17 protein-coding genes are annotated in these 15,894 nt (G+C 28.9%); 16 read left to right on the plus strand and 1 reads right to left on the minus strand.

Annotated elements, in window-relative coordinates:
- The first annotated feature begins 14 nt into the window (after positions 1-14).
- Positions 15-170 carry a hypothetical protein gene (locus tag KQI42_RS15345; protein ID WP_216521099.1) on the plus strand — a complete coding sequence of 52 codons (156 nt, stop codon included), beginning with the start codon at positions 15-17 and terminating at the stop codon, positions 168-170.
- A 159-nt stretch (positions 171-329) separates the two neighbouring features.
- Here the strand turns inward: KQI42_RS15345 and KQI42_RS15350 are convergent, their stop codons facing one another.
- Positions 330-779 carry a hypothetical protein gene (locus tag KQI42_RS15350; protein ID WP_216521100.1) on the minus strand — a complete coding sequence of 150 codons (450 nt, stop codon included), beginning with the start codon at positions 777-779 and terminating at the stop codon, positions 330-332.
- Between the two features lie 333 nt (positions 780-1,112).
- On the opposite strand from KQI42_RS15350, the gene KQI42_RS15355 reads away from it, so the two are divergent.
- The 15 genes from KQI42_RS15355 to KQI42_RS15425 all read left to right on the plus strand — a co-directional run bounded on the left by KQI42_RS15355 (position 1,113) and on the right by KQI42_RS15425 (position 15,754).
- On the plus strand, positions 1,113-1,430 hold the full coding sequence (locus tag KQI42_RS15355) for a hypothetical protein (protein WP_216521101.1): 318 nt from the start codon (positions 1,113-1,115) through the stop codon (positions 1,428-1,430).
- 9 nt (positions 1,431-1,439) lie between these two features.
- A complete protein-coding gene (locus tag KQI42_RS15360; RefSeq protein ID WP_216521102.1) occupies positions 1,440-2,495 on the plus strand; it encodes a V-type ATPase subunit in 1,056 nt (351 codons plus the stop codon).
- A complete protein-coding gene (locus tag KQI42_RS15365; RefSeq protein ID WP_216521103.1) occupies positions 2,495-4,447 on the plus strand; it encodes a V-type ATP synthase subunit I in 1,953 nt (650 codons plus the stop codon). The genes KQI42_RS15360 and KQI42_RS15365 overlap by 1 nt, the downstream gene beginning before the upstream one ends.
- A gap of 15 nt (positions 4,448-4,462) precedes the next feature.
- The gene (locus KQI42_RS15370) at positions 4,463-4,885 is read left to right on the plus strand and encodes an ATP synthase subunit C (protein WP_216521104.1); all 423 of its coding nucleotides are present in this window, start codon (positions 4,463-4,465) and stop codon (positions 4,883-4,885) included.
- A gap of 2 nt (positions 4,886-4,887) precedes the next feature.
- Complete coding sequence (locus KQI42_RS15375; protein WP_216521105.1) at positions 4,888-5,193, plus strand: V-type ATP synthase subunit F; 306 nt, start codon at positions 4,888-4,890, stop codon at positions 5,191-5,193.
- An 11-nt stretch (positions 5,194-5,204) separates the two neighbouring features.
- Complete coding sequence (locus KQI42_RS15380; protein WP_216521106.1) at positions 5,205-5,834, plus strand: V-type ATP synthase subunit E; 630 nt, start codon at positions 5,205-5,207, stop codon at positions 5,832-5,834.
- Positions 5,827-7,599, plus strand: coding sequence for a V-type ATP synthase subunit A (locus KQI42_RS15385; RefSeq protein WP_216521107.1), 1,773 nt, complete (start codon positions 5,827-5,829; stop codon positions 7,597-7,599). The genes KQI42_RS15380 and KQI42_RS15385 overlap by 8 nt, the downstream gene beginning before the upstream one ends.
- A gap of 11 nt (positions 7,600-7,610) precedes the next feature.
- Positions 7,611-8,987 (plus strand): V-type ATP synthase subunit B, encoded by a 1,377-nt coding sequence (locus KQI42_RS15390; RefSeq protein ID WP_216521108.1) that lies wholly within the window; start codon positions 7,611-7,613, stop codon positions 8,985-8,987.
- Between the two features lie 11 nt (positions 8,988-8,998).
- On the plus strand, positions 8,999-9,610 hold the full coding sequence (locus KQI42_RS15395; RefSeq protein ID WP_216521109.1) for a V-type ATP synthase subunit D: 612 nt from the start codon (positions 8,999-9,001) through the stop codon (positions 9,608-9,610).
- A 933-nt stretch (positions 9,611-10,543) separates the two neighbouring features.
- Positions 10,544-11,182, plus strand: coding sequence for a TetR/AcrR family transcriptional regulator (locus KQI42_RS15400; protein ID WP_216521110.1), 639 nt, complete (start codon positions 10,544-10,546; stop codon positions 11,180-11,182).
- Positions 11,183-11,222: 40 nt separating this feature from the next.
- Positions 11,223-12,413 carry a macrolide family glycosyltransferase gene (locus KQI42_RS15405; protein ID WP_216521111.1) on the plus strand — a complete coding sequence of 397 codons (1,191 nt, stop codon included), beginning with the start codon at positions 11,223-11,225 and terminating at the stop codon, positions 12,411-12,413.
- Between the two features lie 452 nt (positions 12,414-12,865).
- Positions 12,866-13,264, plus strand: a complete 399-nt coding sequence (locus tag KQI42_RS15410) for a hypothetical protein (RefSeq protein WP_216521112.1) — start codon at positions 12,866-12,868, stop codon at positions 13,262-13,264.
- 464 nt (positions 13,265-13,728) lie between these two features.
- Positions 13,729-14,271 (plus strand): RNA polymerase sigma factor, encoded by a 543-nt coding sequence (locus KQI42_RS15415; RefSeq protein WP_216521113.1) that lies wholly within the window; start codon positions 13,729-13,731, stop codon positions 14,269-14,271.
- A 62-nt stretch (positions 14,272-14,333) separates the two neighbouring features.
- Entirely contained in the window at positions 14,334-14,780 is a 447-nt protein-coding gene (locus KQI42_RS15420; protein WP_216521114.1) for a GNAT family N-acetyltransferase, read from the plus strand.
- Positions 14,781-14,872: 92 nt separating this feature from the next.
- Complete coding sequence (locus tag KQI42_RS15425) at positions 14,873-15,754, plus strand: DUF4367 domain-containing protein (protein WP_216521115.1); 882 nt, start codon at positions 14,873-14,875, stop codon at positions 15,752-15,754.
- Positions 15,755-15,894: the final 140 nt, after the last annotated feature.

Here is a 15,894-nt window from a genome sequence, read left to right on the forward strand (position 1 = left end):
AGAAGGTGGAGTTAATGAACTCTAAAAGAGTAGATGACACACCAAAGTTTACTTTTAAGGATATAGTTGCCTTAGTAATAGCGACTTATCAAATTATACTACCTAGGGTAATTACATTAATTATTTCAATAATTCTTATTGGTTTAGGCTTAAAAATTTTTTTAAACTAAATATTCCCTAAGGAGAGAACTCACTTAAAATGGGCTCTCTCTTTTTTTATAACGAATAGGAAAGTTCTACTTTTTTCTTTTTTTCAATGTAGGAACTCGTTCTGACCTAAATGAGTTTCAAGAAAAGCTACCTTAATAACGCATCGATAGACGCTTTTCTTATTTCCCATCATAAGATTTTGTATCAAAGTCATTATAAGAGTGTTTATTAAGATAATTTTTGTCGACTTCAACAGCTTTATATGTTTTGTCTATATACTCAAAGGTTAGTTCGTTATTTTTTATGCCCTCAAATATAGAACCTTTAGATGTAGAATTTAAATTATCTTTTTCAGGTTCTTCTAAGACTTCTTGAACCAATAATTTATCTTTCTTATAAAAGGTTGTCCTACGGACTTCATTAAGATCATTGATACTTATTACCACATTTTTTTCTTTATCACTTTTGATTGTCTTGGTTATCAACGCACTGCCATTTTCAAACATGTACATTCTATAATCATTACCAAGACTAAAGTCGGGTGCATAAGAATAAGAAATAATAAAAAACATAAATAGCATAGTCATAAAAAGAATGGTATATAGATCTTTTAAAATATTACTCTTCATGTAAATCCCCCATACATTAAAATATTAAATATATCTTAATCATATACCATTAGTTTCGTTTTATCAAAAGAATAAATTTACCTTTAACCAGGGTTTTCCATAAAATAAAAGACGAGAGGATGTCTTATTAAGATATTCTCTCGTTTTGTTTTTATCAATGTAAAAATCGAAGATAATCAAAGGATATAAGAGAGATAAAGAGAGAAAATTGGATATGCTAAAAGCTATGAGGAGGGATAAGACTATTTAAGTCTATATCATCTTAAATAAAAAATGCTCCAATTTACAATATCTGTGAAAGGAGTATAATAATAAAATCGAGGAGTGATGAATATGGAAGATGTCATTAAGAAGATAGTAAATATAGATAAGGAGACAATAAAGATAAAAGAAAAAACAGAAGAAATCATTAATAATAAAGAAAAAGAATTAAAAGAAGTTTTACAAAACCTTGAGAAAGAGCATTTAGAAGAAGGGAAACTAGAAGGAGATAAAAAATATAAAGAAATAATAGAAATAGGAAAAAAAGAAACCGAAGAGCTCCGAAAAGAAGAGGAAAAGACCCTAAAGAATATAGACAATTTATATAAGGGAAAAAAGGATGAACTAATAGAAGAGTTATTCCATAGCTTATTTAAAGATAAAGAATAGAGGGATAACATGGGAAGTGAAAGAAGATTTGCAGCTATAAACACTAAAATTAGAGTTTTAAAATCTAAGTTATTAACCAAAAAAGACTATATAAACTTAATAAAAAAAGATAAAGTAAAGGATCAAATTTCTTATCTAAAAGAGAATACAGTTTATAAAGATGTTTTAGAAGATACAGGAGATACAGAAAACATTCAAGAAGTAGAAACACAACTAAAAAAGTATTTAATCTATCAATATGAAAAGTTAATTCCATATTTTACAGGCGAGTATAGGAAGTTATTTAAATCCATACTTTTAAGGTTTGAAATAGAAGATCTAAAACTTTATTTGAGGGCTTTAGGTAGAAAAGAGGATTTAAATAAGATAAAAAAAGCAACTCTTTTAAAGGAATCTTATTCTAATATAAATTTTGATAAGCTGTCTAAATCAAAAAATTTAGAGGAGTTTATTGAAAACTTAAAAGGAACCCTCTATTACAATGTGCTAAAACCTTATAGTAAAGAAGAATATAAGAGAATTTTATATTATATGGAGATGAATTTAGATAGACTTTATTTTAACCTATTAAAAGCTCAAAGTTTAAAGTTAGATAAAAAAGACAGTTTACTATTTGGAGAAATATTAGGAAAAAATATTGATTTATTAAATATTGAGTGGATATATAGAGGGATTAAGTTTTATAACCTTTCATCGGAAGAACTCATTAACTATACCTTGTCTAATGGATATGAATTTAACTATGAAGCAATTAAAGAAATGTGCTACTCCAAGGAAGAAAGATTAATAGAAATAGTATTATCAACTAGATATAACTTCTTATTTGATACAGAGAAAGATGTGGATTTATATATGGAAAGAAGAATAGAACGATATCTTTACTATCAATTTATAAATGCATTTAAAAAAGGAAAGCTAGACATCACATTGTCTATAGCGTATATGCACCTTTTAGAATATGAGATAAGAGATATTATATCTATCCTAGAAGCTAAAAAATATGACTTATCTTTAATGGAAACGAAGGAATACTTAGTAAGGAAAATTGAAGGAAGTGATGAATAATGGCTGTTGAAAAAATGACTATGATGAATGTCATAGGTAATGTTTCCTATGTAGATAATGTGCTAAAAGATTTAATTCTTTCAGGAAAAGTAGACTTAGTAAGTGCCTTATCTCAAATTGAAGAAAATAGTTTTGTATTTAATGTAAACGATAAAAACTTAGAAAAAGCTATTGATTTGAACTATATTAGTACTTTTCCTAAAGACAAAGCTTATGAAGATCTTCTTAAAAAAGGGGAAGAATTAAAGGAAATTTTGAATATTAAATCCGATGTGAATAAATCCAGTTTTAAAGAAGAGCTAGATTTTTCTAAGATTTCTTTAGAACTAAATAATATATATGATGAAATTAAGAAGCCTTATGAGAACTTGAGACTGCTTAAAGAAGAACTTTCTAAAATAGAAAAGTTTTATAACAACTTTTCCTTATTAAAGGATCTTAAAATGTCTATAGATGATCTAAGGAATCTTTCTTATTTTGATTATAAGTTTGGGATTTTATCTAAAGCAGACAGGATAAAGCTTAAAAAGAATTATGAAAATATATTGGCTATTATACTCCATACTGGAAGCAGTGAAGAAGGAGAAGTTTATTTAGTAATGTATCCTTCAAGTTTACGAGAAGAATTAAATAGAATATTAAGGTCTTTAAATTTCAAAGAAATTTTACTTCCAGAAGAATATACTGGAACACCTATGGAAATGTTAAGGTATTTAGAAACTAAAAAGATAGAAATAGAAGATAAGATAAATGAATTAGAGAAAACCATATTAAAATTAAAGGTTAAATATGAAGGAATAGTTGCAACCTTAGTAAATTTACTTTATATAAAGGAAAAAATAGAAGACTCTAAAGAATATATGGCTAGATCTAAAAAATTCTTCTATCTTTCTGGCTGGGTATCTAAAAAAGATATTAAGAAAATGGAGGAAATTTTAAATAAGTATGAGGGGATTCTTACTATGTATAAGGGAGAAAATGAGACCTTGGATTTAACTCCTCCAACAAAGCTTAGAAATATTAAGCTTTTTAGACCCTTTGAATCTTTAGTGAGAATGTATGGAATTCCTTCTTACAATGAAATAGATCCAACTCCTTTTCTAAGTCTATCCTATATGTTTTTGTTTGGAGCTATGTTTGGAGATCTAGGTCAAGGGTTTATATTACTATTGGGAGGCATTCTTCTAGCCAAGGTAAAAGGCAATAAAGTCTTTGGAGGACTTCTTGGAAGGTTAGGATTAAGCTCTATGATTTTTGGAATTTTATATGGTGCAGTTTTTGGATTTGAAGATATAATACCTGCTTTACTAATAAGGCCTTTTGAAAACATAAATACGGTTCTTGCTGGAGCTGTAGCTATAGGTATTGGTCTTATACTTATTAGCTATGTTTACGGTATTATAAACAGTGTTAAAAGAAAAGACGTAAAAGAAGGACTCTTTGGCAAAGATGGATTAGTAGGATTATTATTTTATTTATGTTTATTAATTCTTATTGGAGGAAAATTATTGGGAAGAACTATACTTCCTATGGAAATAGGTGTAGCAATAATATTACTATCCATAGCCTTAATGATATTTAAAGAGCCAATATCCAACTTAATTGTTGGAAAAAGACCTCTTCATGAGGAAGATATATCTGGATATTATATTGAAAGTGTATTTTCTATTATAGAAACTTTATTAAGTATGCTAAGTGGTACAGTATCTTTTATAAGGGTTGGAGCTTTTGCATTAACCCACGTTGGATTGTTTATAGCCTTTGAAACTATAGGAAAACTAATAGGAACTACTGCTGGGAATATAATAGTTTTAATCTTAGGAAACATTATAATTATAGGATTAGAAGGATTAATCGTATTTATACAAGGTTTGAGACTTCAATACTATGAACTATTTAGTAGATATTATAAAGGTGAAGGAAAAGAATTTAAGCCTGTAAATATAAAATAATAGGAGGAATTTAACATGACATTTATTTTAATATCAACAACAATAATGGTTTTACTAACTATAGGAACTGGAATGTTTATGATGTATAAAGAAGTAGAAGGAAATAAAAAGAGCCTAAAGAAGATTTTAAGAGTAAACTTGTTTGTATTCTTACCTTTGTTAATTGGTGCAATTATAACTTTAGTGCCACAAGCTATATCAGCTGAAACTGCTAATCCTTCATCTTTTTCAGGTCTTGGATTTATAGCAGCTGCTTTATCAACTGGTCTTGCTACTATAGGTGCTGGTTATGCTGTAGGTGTTGTAGGATCTTCAGCTTTGGGTGCTGTATCTGAAGATGCAAGTATATTAGGTAAAACTTTAATCTTTGTAGGTTTAGCTGAAGGTATTGCTATTTATGGTCTTATAGTTTCAATTCTAATTTTAGGAAGGCTATAAAAATGAAATCTTTTTTAATTAGTGATAATAAGGATACTTTAGTAGGTCTTAGATTATCAGGAATAGATGGTGTCCTAACAACATCTAAAAAGGAAATAAATGAGAATTTTAAGAGAACTCTTGAAGATAAAGATATTGGAATAATCATCCTTACAGAAAATGTTTTTAATGAAATTAAAGAAGAAGTATTAGAGGTAAAGATTAATGAAAATACTCCACTAATTGTAACCATTCCTGATAGGACTGGTTTAAAGGATAAAAATTTCATTATGAGATATGTAAAAGAATCCATAGGCATAAAAATTTAGGTGGTGAAGCTATGATTACCCTTGAGGATAAATTAGATATATTTTATAAAATTGTTTTAAAGGATGAAGAAGAAAAGTGTAAGAAAACCTTAGAAGAATTAGAAGAAAAAAATAATAACATTATAAAGGAAAAGAAAGAAGCTTTAGAAAAAAGAAAAAAAGAAATAATAAATAGAAAATTTCAGTTAGGTGAAATTCAAAAGAATGAAATGGTTTCTAAAGCTAGACAGGATAATAGGGAGAAGGTTTTATCAAAAAGGCAAGAAACTCTTGAGGATCTAATATTTTCTTTAAAAGAAAAAGGAAGGCAATTTACTTCTTCTAAGGAATATAAAACCTATTTAATAAATAACATAGGAAAAGCTATGGACAATATGCAAGAGAAGGAAATTATTTTAGAGATAAGAGAAAAAGATAAGGATAATTTTGGAGAAGATATATTGTCTTTAGGAAAGGGAAAAGGAATAAATGTTATATTGAATATTGCTAAAGAAGATATAATTGGTGGCTTTATAATTTCTGATAGAAATAGAACTTATAACTTAGATAATAGCTTTAAAACCATTATTGAAGAAAATAAATATTTAATAGGAAAAACTCTCTATACATCCATAGAAGAAGCGGGTGATTTATATGAATAAGCTAATAGGAAATATTACTATGATAAATGGTCCTGTTATATTGGGTGAGAACATGACAGGATTTAAGATGAGAGAAATGGTTTTAGTTGGAGAGAAAAAGTTAATTGGAGAAGTTATATCCATAGATGGAGATAAAGGTACTGTTCAAGTCTATGAAGAAACAGAGGGTTTAAAGAGGAAAGAAGTCATCCTTTCTACAGGAAAGCCCCTATCCTTAAAATTAGGACCAGGTATGCTGGGGAATATGTTTGACGGTATTCAAAGACCTTTAAAGAAAATAAGAGATGACTTTGGCAGCTTTATTCCAGAGGGTATAGGACTTATTTCTATAGATGAAGAAAAGTTGTGGGATGTTAACTTTACAGCTAAAGAAGGAGATCTCTTAAAAGAAGGAGAGATATTTGCTACTGTAGAAGAAACTTATCTTATAACCCATAAACTTCTTGTGCCAGTAGGCATAGAAGGAAAGGTTATTAAGGTAAAGGAAAATGGCAAATACAATATTGAAGAAGAACTCGTTGTAATAGAAGATAGCTTTGGGAAAAAACATTCCTTGAAGATGTACCAAGAATGGCCAGTTAGAATCCCAAGACCTGCTAAGGAAAGATTGCCTATAAATAAATTATTGGTTACGGGGCAAAGAGTATTGGATATATTTTTCCCTATAGCTAAAGGTGGAACGGCTGCTATTCCAGGAGGATTTGGTACTGGTAAAACTATGACTCAACACCAATTGGCAAAATGGTCTGATGCAGACATTATAATATATATCGGCTGCGGTGAAAGAGGAAATGAAATGACAGAAGTATTAGAAGATTTTCCTGAACTAATAGATCCTAAAACCAATAGACCTATAATGGAAAGAACTGTTCTTATAGCCAATACTTCTAATATGCCAGTAGCAGCTAGGGAAGCTAGCATTTATACAGGAATTACTATAGCTGAATATTTTAGAGACATGGGGTATCACGTAGCAATAATGGCAGACTCTACTTCTCGTTGGGCTGAAGCCTTAAGAGAAATTTCTGGTAGATTAGAGGAAATGCCAGCTGAAGAAGGTTACCCTGCTTATTTGCCTTCAAGATTGGCTCAATTTTATGAAAGAGCTGGTTATGTAAATTCTCTTTCTAACAAGGAAGGTTCTGTAACCATAATAGGTGCTGTTTCTCCTGCCGGTGGGGATTTTTCAGAGCCTGTTACAGAGAATACGAAAAGATTTGTTAATGTATTTTTAGCATTAGATAAGGAACTAGCTTATTCAAGACATTATCCGGCTATAAATTGGCTAAACAGTTATAGTGGTTATATGGAAATGCTTAAGAACTATTATGAAATGGAATTAAATGAAGAGGTAGAAGGACTTAGAGGTAAAATGCTGCGACTTCTCTTTGAAGAAAACAAACTTCAAGAAATAGTTCTTTTAGTAGGAGAAGATGTTCTCCCTGATGATCAAAGACTTATACTTGAAATAGCTAAAGTTATAAAAATAGGATTTTTGCAACAAAATGCTTTTCATAAAGAAGATACCTATGTACCTTTAAAAAAGCAGCTTGAAATGTTAAAAACTATAGATTTATTATATGAAAGGGGACTTAAAGCCATAAAGAAGAACATACCAATTTCTAAAGTTAGAAATGGAGAACTTTACGGAGATATTATTAAGATGAAGTATACTGTTCCTAATGATAGCTTAGAAAGATTAGAAGAGCTTAAAAATGAAATAAATGATTTTTATAATACATTAGAATTAGATTATTCTAAATAGCAGGTGAGACTATGAAAAAAGAATATTTAGTGCTGGATAAAGTAGAAGGAGCTTTAATTGAACTTTCTAAAGTTCATGAAGTTGGTTACGGAGAAATTGTTCAAGTAGAAAGTAAAGATGGAGATAAAAAACTAGGAAGAGTTATTAAGATAGATGGAGATAAGGTAGTCGTTCAAGTTTTTGGTGCAACGTTAGGATTATCTGTAGAAAACACTAAAGTTAGTTTTGAAGGAAGACCTTTTGAAATTCCTTTAACAAAAGATATTTTAGGCAGAACCTTTAATGGAGTCGGTATTCCTATAGATAAAGGTGGAGATATTTACTCTGATAAGTTTTATAATGTTAATGGCAGACCTATAAATCCTGTATCTAGAGAGTACCCAAGGGACTATATTCAGACAGGAGTATCCTCTATTGATGGACTTATAACTCTTATTAGGGGACAAAAACTACCTATATTTTCAGGAAGTGGATTGCCTCATAATGAATTGGCTGCTCAGATAGTAAGACAGGCAAAGATTAAAGTAAAGGGAGAAAAAAAAGAAAATTTCTCCATAGTATTTGCAGCCATAGGGGTAAAACATGATGAAGCATTTTTCTTTAAAGAAGCTTTCAAAAAGGCAGGAGTTGGACATAAGGTAGCTATGTATATAAACTATGCTGATGATCCTATTATGGAAAGGATTATAGCTCCTAGATGTGCTCTTACAGCAGCAGAATATCTAGCTTTTGAAGAAGATCAGCATGTTCTTGTAATAATGACGGATATAACTAGTTATGGTGAAGCTTTAAGGGAAGTTTCTTCTTTAAGAGAAGAAGTACCAAGTAGAAGAGGATATCCTGGATATCTTTATTCTGATTTAGCTAGCCTTTATGAAAGGGCTGGTATGTTAAAGGATAAAAAAGGGTCTGTAACATTGATTCCTATTTTAACTATGCCTAATGATGATATAACTCATCCAATTCCAGACTTGACTGGATATATTACAGAAGGACAGATAGTATTATCAAGAGAGCTTCATCAAAAGAATATCTATCCTCCAATAAATGTACTGCCTTCATTATCTAGATTAATGAAAGATGGTATAGGTGAAGGATATACTAGAGAGGATCATCCTGATGTTGCTAATCAATTGTTTTCTGCCTACTCTAAGGTTCAAGAAGTTAGAGCTTTGGCCCAAATAATAGGAGAAGAAGATTTATCCTATAAAGATAAAAAGTATATGAAGTTTGGGAAAGCTTTTGAAGAAAGATTTGTTACTCAAAGTTTTAACGAAAATAGGGATATGACAGATACTCTAAGTTTATCTTGGGAGATTCTATCTCTATTACCTGAGGAAGAATTAGATAGATTAGATCCAGCCTTAATAGAAAAGTATATGAAATAAGGTGATAATATATGGCAGTATATAAGATGACACCTACAAAGGCTAATTTAATAAAGGCTAAAAATTCTCTTCAATTTTCTAAGAAAGGTTATGAGTTATTAGATAGGAAGAGAACAGTCCTTATTAGAGAAATGATGACTTTAATAGATAAAGCCAATGAACTGGAAGAAAAAATTGATGTTAAATTTAAAGAAGCCTATAATGGATTGAAGTTGGCTAATATTACTATGGGAGCTGAAGCTGTGGAAGAAATAGCTCTATCCATTGAAAAGGAAGAGGATTTTAATATATTATTTAAATCGGTTATGGGAATAGAAACTCCTTATATAAAATATGATGATACTCCTTTTTCTACAGAATATGGATTCTTTAGAACCAATCCAGCCTTTGATAAAGCTGTGTTAAATTTTATAGATATTAGAAAGATAATATATGAATTAGCAGAAGTAGAAAACTCTGTATATAAACTAGCAATGGAAATTAAAAAGACTCAAAAAAGAGCAAATGCTTTAGAAAAAATTCAAATTCCGAAGTATGCTAAAACTATTAAATATATTGAAGAAGTACTTGAAGAAAAGGAAAGAGAGGACTTCTTTAGACTTAAAAAGGTTAAAGGGAAATAAGTCACCATTTTGGTGGCTTATTTTTATGGCTAAAATCATAGATATATTATATATTAATAAGGATTATTTACATAATATGAAGGATATGGTAAAGTCATATTAAGAAGTAGATATAAATTTTTTTAAATTGGGTATAATACTAACAGGTGAAATCTCATATAGCATTAGCAATGGACTTAAAAGCAATACTTTACAAATTAGTTTTGTATGATATAATAAAATTACAAAAGAAAATACCATTAGGCGAATCAAATTATCAATTAAAAGCCCTCAGGAGTGCGAGTTCTGAGGGCTTTGCCATTATCTTTTGTTGAGAATGTTTAGAATTAGATTTATAATTGATAAAATTTTGTAAATAGCATTGATAATGGACTCAAGAGTTGTTTCTTTAATTTTTCGATGAATTTTTTCCATCAGGCTCCTCAAATTATCACCTCCTTCATTTTATCGAGGAGGCAATTAATTAAAGAGACAACTTGCCATATTATACCATATAATAATTAATTTAGAAACATTAGGAAGACATACTGTTATAAAGAATATCTGGTATTTTGCCTAGTTTTTTTATTAATTGAGTTAATTTGATTTTTTATATCTTATAGGATAATGAAAATAGTTTATATCTAAATAAAAAGAATGCTATTTCATAATGATAAAAAGTATATGGAATTGGGGAAAGTTTTTGAAGAAAGATTTGTTTCTTAAAAAGGTTAAAGGAAAATAAGCTACCATTTTGGTGGCTTATTTTTTCATATAGTTTTTTATCATTTTTTAATAAATAGTGGTGTGTTGCTAGTTGCTCGGAGGGTAGGTATTTTACGACAGATCAGGTATATGAAAACTTTTTATAGCTACTGCTTGACAATAGATGAAAAAAATCTTACAATAAAAACATAACACAAACAGACTGTCGGTATGTTTTTGGAGGAAATTATGAATAGAGAAGAAAAGACAAGAAATACTAAAGAAAGAATAATCAAAGGCGCATTTTCACTGTTTGCAACAAAGGGATATGAAGCTACCACAACGCAGGATATTATAGACATTACCCAATTATCTAGAGGGGCAATGTATCATCATTTTAAGAGTAAACAAGATATATTAGAATCTGTCACAAAAGAAGCCCAACTTCAGATAAATGCTTTTTTAGAAGAGTTAGTTGCAGATGGTTCGCTAACTTCTAAGGAGAAGATTTCCAAGATAATTGAGTACAATGCTAATAATGATATTCAAAAGCAATTAATACATTATAATTGGATGGAAAAGATTCCTTTCGCACTACTGGATGAAATACGTAGCTTGAACGATATCATTGCTCCTTATATATCTCAAATAATAGAGCAAGGTGTTGAAAATAATGAATATCAATGTGACTATCCACAGGAGTTAGCAGAAATTCTTGCATTATGCATAGATATTTGGCTTGACCCCGTGCTATTTAAGAGAAGATATGATGAGGTATGCAGCAGACTAGATTTTTTACTATTTATGTTAGAAAGAATCAATATGCCTATCATTGACTCAGAAGATATAGAGAGGATTAAAGGTTTGTATAAACAATTTTTCAAGTAAAAATTGTTTGTATTACTTTCGGGAAGGAAGATGAGTAATTATGCAAATTGAAATAGGAAAAAAAGGAAGGAAACTGAAAATATTAATGATAAATCTACCTTTTTCTGGGCATATAAATCCTACGTTGGGGTTGGCAAAAGAATTGGTCGAACAGGGGTGCCAAGTAACTTATATCCTAGCGCCTGAATGGAAAGAGAAGGTGATTCTTACAGGCGCGCAGTTTGTTCCCTATGATAATTATCCTGAAACGCTAAGTTCATCTCAAAAAGAAATTAAAAGCTGGCAGGCTGCTTATGATACTGCCCTTCGTATAGGAACAGATTATGACTGTATTATTTATGAAATTTTATTCTTTCCGGGAAAAGGCCTAGCGGATAGATTACAAAAGCCATCTATTCGGCTTTTTTCCACCTTTGCACTAAATAAATCAGTAATTGATATGTTTGCTAAGACTGGTGGTCTTTATATGACCAGTATTTTTAGATTTCGATTATTATATCAGGTATTTTCACGAGCTATTTGTAAAAAGTTCAAATTAGGAACACATGATATTGTGGATGAAATTGTATCTAATTCTCCAGATTTGAATTATGTTTACACGGTTAAGCGCTTTCAGGTGCTCAATAGTGAATTCCCTGACAGAAGTTTCAAATTTATAGGTCCTTCTATTACCCCGAGAATCAGCACTATAGAGATATCCTTTGACGAAATAAAAAATCCTATCATATATATATCTCTTGGTACACTACTCAATAATTCTATTTCTTTTTATAAAAAGTGCTTTACAGCATTTGAAAATGAAGATGTTACAGTCATTATGTCTATAGGAAATACCATTTCCATAGAGAAGCTTGGACAGATACCCATTAATTTTATGGTTTACCCCTTTGTTCCACAATTAGATGTTTTACAACATGCTTCTTTGTTTATTACTCATGGTGGAATGAATAGTGTAAATGAAGCAATGTATTACGGGGTTCCCATGTTAGTTGTACCGATGGGAAATGACCAACCGACGGTTGCAAATAGAATTGCTGAATTAGGGATAGGAAAACGAATGAATCGAAGAAAGCTATCTCCTGAAAGCTTAAAAAGTGCTGCATTCAACATATTAAGTAATATAAAATACAAAACAACAATAGAAACTTTTAAGTGGGATATGATCAATGCAGGCGGTAATAGCCTTGCCACCTATGAGATAATTGATTATATACGTAACAAAAATGGCTAATTAGCATGAAAATTCTTCAACCCAAGAAATATGTAATTTTCTTTGATTAAAGAATTCTATGCCCATTATTCTTAATCTCTTCATTCAATTTCAAACCTAAATCCCTTGTTTTGCATTCATATAATAAAGACATTTTTTCTTCAATATGTAAACCTTATTTTATAAAAAATTTAAAAAATAAATGTAAGACCCAAACATTAGGGCCATTAGTATATGTGAAGGGATAAATATTTGAAATTTAAGGGCAATAACTTGAGAATGTAAAATAAGAAAGGGAAAGTACTAAAATTGTTATTATTATACTAGCAGCTACGCTGCTTATCAGTTGTATTCCAAATGTTATTAGATTTAGTAATGAATCTATTAATATAGATAAATATGATTCAATTCTAATTTATTATTATAAAATAATAGAAATCGTATATCAAGAAAAATAGAAAGGGATATGATATATGAAGAAAACGCTGATTTTATTTTTTGTTAGCTTAGTACCTCTGATTTTTCTATGGTTTGGATTTAATCTTAGTGTACATTATATACAAGGTGTTGAACTTTTAGCAAATCCAATTGTGTTATTTTCAATAATAATAATCTTGTTTTCACTATGTTATAGCGGAAATAAGGTGGATATTGTAAATTTAATTGGATTAATATCCTCAATAATTTTACCATTAGCATATATTTATGAGTTTTTCACATGGCATTATACTACAATTACTGGGGAGATAAATTTCAGCGTAAGTATAAGAACTGCACAAATTGGATTTTATCTTGGCTTACTTACCTCTATTGTTTTCGCCATTTATTATATAATTATGTATAGAATGAAAATAAAATCCTTATTAGAATAATAAAAATAGTCTATATCTAAATAAAAAGAATGCTATTTTATAGATAAATTATTTTTGTTAGGGAAGAGCAATTCTTTTTATATATTTGTTTGATAAAAATTTCAATGTCATCTTTCAACAAATATAAGATATAATTTATATAATTATACGCTACTCTAAGGTTCAAAAAGTTAGAGCTTTGGCTTAAATAATAGAGGAAGAAGATTTATCTTTAAAGATAAAAAGTATATGGAATTTGGGAAAGTTCTTGAAGAAAGATTTGTTTCTTAAAAAGGTCAAATAAAAATAAGTCACCAAAATGGTGACTTATTTTTATGCCTAAAATGTATAGAAATATTATATATTAATAAAGATTATTTACATAATATGAAGAATGTGGTAAAGTCATATTAATATTAAGGCATTTTTTAAAATTGCTGTTTTATCTTATTTAAATTGCCTTGTTCTATATTGAGGTGGATAAGATGGATAAATTAGAAGATAGCTTCTATGAGGAGATATGTGAAAAATATTTTAAAGATGTTTATCAGTTTTGTATATATTTAACTAAAGGTAATAGAAGTCTTAATCATATAGTAGAAGAATGTGTACAAGAAACGTTTTTAGAAGCAAAAAAGCAAATAAAAAAATTAAAAAACCATCCTAATGTTAAAGGTTGGTTATATGTAACGTCTAGAAATATGATAAATAGTTCTATGAGAAAATACTATACTAAAAATAAATATGAAATACCTATATATGACGAGGTCGCTTGTTCTTTGACAAGTGTTGAGGAGGAATTAGAAAATATAAATGAGTCTGGAATGGATATAGATAAGTTAAAAGTAGATATTATGAAACAGCTTAAGGATGAGGAATATGAACTATATATAGATTGTTTTGTTAAAAAGATGCCTATTAAAGAAATAGCCGAGAAATATAATATTTCTATTTCTGCCTCATATACAAGAATTCATAGATTGAGAGTTAAAATAAAAAAGATGGTAGAAAGATATTTTTATATGTAAAGTAAATGTATATTATGTATGGAAAGATAGAATTTAATATAAAACAAAAATAGGAGATTAAGATGGATAATTTAATTGTTAGAGAATGTATATATGAAGACTTGGATAATATCATATCTTTACAACATCAATGGCATAATGAGGAAATAACTTATGGGTTTATCCCAGCTGATAAGAATTATTTAGAAACAAGGCTTGGAAAATATTTTCTTGTTGCTGAGGTAAATAATGAGATTGTAGGTTTTTGCTATGGAGCAATTCATAGTGCTGATAATATGCCTGTAATTAATAATGGGCAGCTATATATTGAAATAGAAGATATTTATATATCACTAGAAAATAGAGGGACAGGCATTGGTAGTACTTTGTTAAATAAAATTTTAGAAGTTGCTAAAGAAAATGGAATTGAAAGATCTTTGATTTATTCGTCTACAAAAGATCTAGATAATATCATTGAGTTTTATAAAAAGCATGATTATAAGACATGGTATATTCAAATGTGTAAGTAATTTATATATTACAAATTATCATTTATATAGAAAAAGAGGTGAGATTTTATTGGAAGTTTGGCTTATGGGACAATCTTTCATTAAGGATAATTATGAAAAATACTGAGAATTCAATATCAGGCGATGTGGGAAATGATGAATTTCTAGAAATTATCTTATCTAAAGAAAGCGATGCTGATGTTAGAGAAAAGATATACAATATCACTTATACTGCACTTAAAGATGACGATATAAACATAGATACAGATTTAATTGACGAATGTGTAAAGACTGTTGCAATTATTGATGGGATAGAACCAATTTCAGAAGCAAAAGTTCAACAAATGCGTGAGAAGGTTGATAAAATGTATGAACAGGAAGTACAAGCAAATAAGAAGACAAAGTTTTCTATTAAATTTTTTGGGAAAATTGCAGCGATTTTACTACTTGTATTTATAATAACGAGTTTTGCTGTAAATGCTAATAGATATAATATTTTTAAGATAATATCTGACTGGAGTAATGAAACCTTTTATTTAAATATCAAGGGAAGCGATCAGAAATCAGAAAATGAAAGTAAATCTCTCAATAATAATATTTATTGTAATATTGATGAAGCAATAGAAGGTATTGTTTCTGAACCTATAATCCCTTCAAAGATACCTGATGGTTTTGATTTAGAGTATATAGAAAGAATTAATCTTTCAGAAAAAGCTCTTCTTACTTTAAATTATATAAATGAAGATAAAGAACTGTTAATTTATTTGGATATTTATAATGAAGAAAAAGATGAAGATATTGATAATAATGTTTTAATTGAAAAAGATGATACAGAAGTAGTAGTTTATAATAAAAATAATATAAACCATTATATAATGAAAAACAATGGTAAAGTACAAGGAGTTTGGATATATAAAAATGTGGTTTATACAACTTGTGGAGATATTTCTATAGAAGAAACAAAGAAAATTATTGATTCAATTTATAATAAATGAAATAAAAATAAGGACTAAGGATGATATGATACTTCCAAAGTAGACAGTCTAATTAATTAAAAATAGACTATCTACTTGGAGGTATTTTTTTATGGGGAGAAAAGCAAAGTATAGCAAAGAAATAAAAATACAGGCCTGTA

Source organism: Tissierella simiarum (genome assembly GCF_018917865.1).
Lineage (GTDB): Bacteria > Bacillota > Clostridia > Tissierellales > Tissierellaceae > Tissierella_C > Tissierella_C simiarum.

What these genes read in the sequence shown, in the direction of transcription:
- KQI42_RS15415 (WP_216521113.1), top strand. Translation starts at nt 13,729, where the DNA reads ATGGATAAATTAGAAGATAGCTTCTATGAGGAGATATGTGAAAAATAT.
- KQI42_RS15365 (WP_216521103.1), top strand. Translation starts at nt 2,495, where the DNA reads ATGGCTGTTGAAAAAATGACTATGATGAATGTCATAGGTAATGTTTCC.
- KQI42_RS15405 (WP_216521111.1), top strand. Translation starts at nt 11,223, where the DNA reads ATGCAAATTGAAATAGGAAAAAAAGGAAGGAAACTGAAAATATTAATG.
- KQI42_RS15370 (WP_216521104.1), top strand. Translation starts at nt 4,463, where the DNA reads ATGACATTTATTTTAATATCAACAACAATAATGGTTTTACTAACTATA.
- KQI42_RS15425 (WP_216521115.1), top strand. Translation starts at nt 14,873, where the DNA reads ATGAAAAATACTGAGAATTCAATATCAGGCGATGTGGGAAATGATGAA.
- KQI42_RS15420 (WP_216521114.1), top strand. Translation starts at nt 14,334, where the DNA reads ATGGATAATTTAATTGTTAGAGAATGTATATATGAAGACTTGGATAAT.
- KQI42_RS15400 (WP_216521110.1), top strand. Translation starts at nt 10,544, where the DNA reads ATGAATAGAGAAGAAAAGACAAGAAATACTAAAGAAAGAATAATCAAA.
- KQI42_RS15375 (WP_216521105.1), top strand. Translation starts at nt 4,888, where the DNA reads ATGAAATCTTTTTTAATTAGTGATAATAAGGATACTTTAGTAGGTCTT.
- KQI42_RS15355 (WP_216521101.1), top strand. Translation starts at nt 1,113, where the DNA reads ATGGAAGATGTCATTAAGAAGATAGTAAATATAGATAAGGAGACAATA.
- KQI42_RS15350 (WP_216521100.1), bottom strand. Translation starts at nt 779, where the DNA reads ATGAAGAGTAATATTTTAAAAGATCTATATACCATTCTTTTTATGACT.
- KQI42_RS15395 (WP_216521109.1), top strand. Translation starts at nt 8,999, where the DNA reads ATGGCAGTATATAAGATGACACCTACAAAGGCTAATTTAATAAAGGCT.
- KQI42_RS15380 (WP_216521106.1), top strand. Translation starts at nt 5,205, where the DNA reads ATGATTACCCTTGAGGATAAATTAGATATATTTTATAAAATTGTTTTA.
- KQI42_RS15345 (WP_216521099.1), top strand. Translation starts at nt 15, where the DNA reads ATGAACTCTAAAAGAGTAGATGACACACCAAAGTTTACTTTTAAGGAT.
- KQI42_RS15390 (WP_216521108.1), top strand. Translation starts at nt 7,611, where the DNA reads ATGAAAAAAGAATATTTAGTGCTGGATAAAGTAGAAGGAGCTTTAATT.
- KQI42_RS15360 (WP_216521102.1), top strand. Translation starts at nt 1,440, where the DNA reads ATGGGAAGTGAAAGAAGATTTGCAGCTATAAACACTAAAATTAGAGTT.
- KQI42_RS15385 (WP_216521107.1), top strand. Translation starts at nt 5,827, where the DNA reads ATGAATAAGCTAATAGGAAATATTACTATGATAAATGGTCCTGTTATA.
- KQI42_RS15410 (WP_216521112.1), top strand. Translation starts at nt 12,866, where the DNA reads ATGAAGAAAACGCTGATTTTATTTTTTGTTAGCTTAGTACCTCTGATT.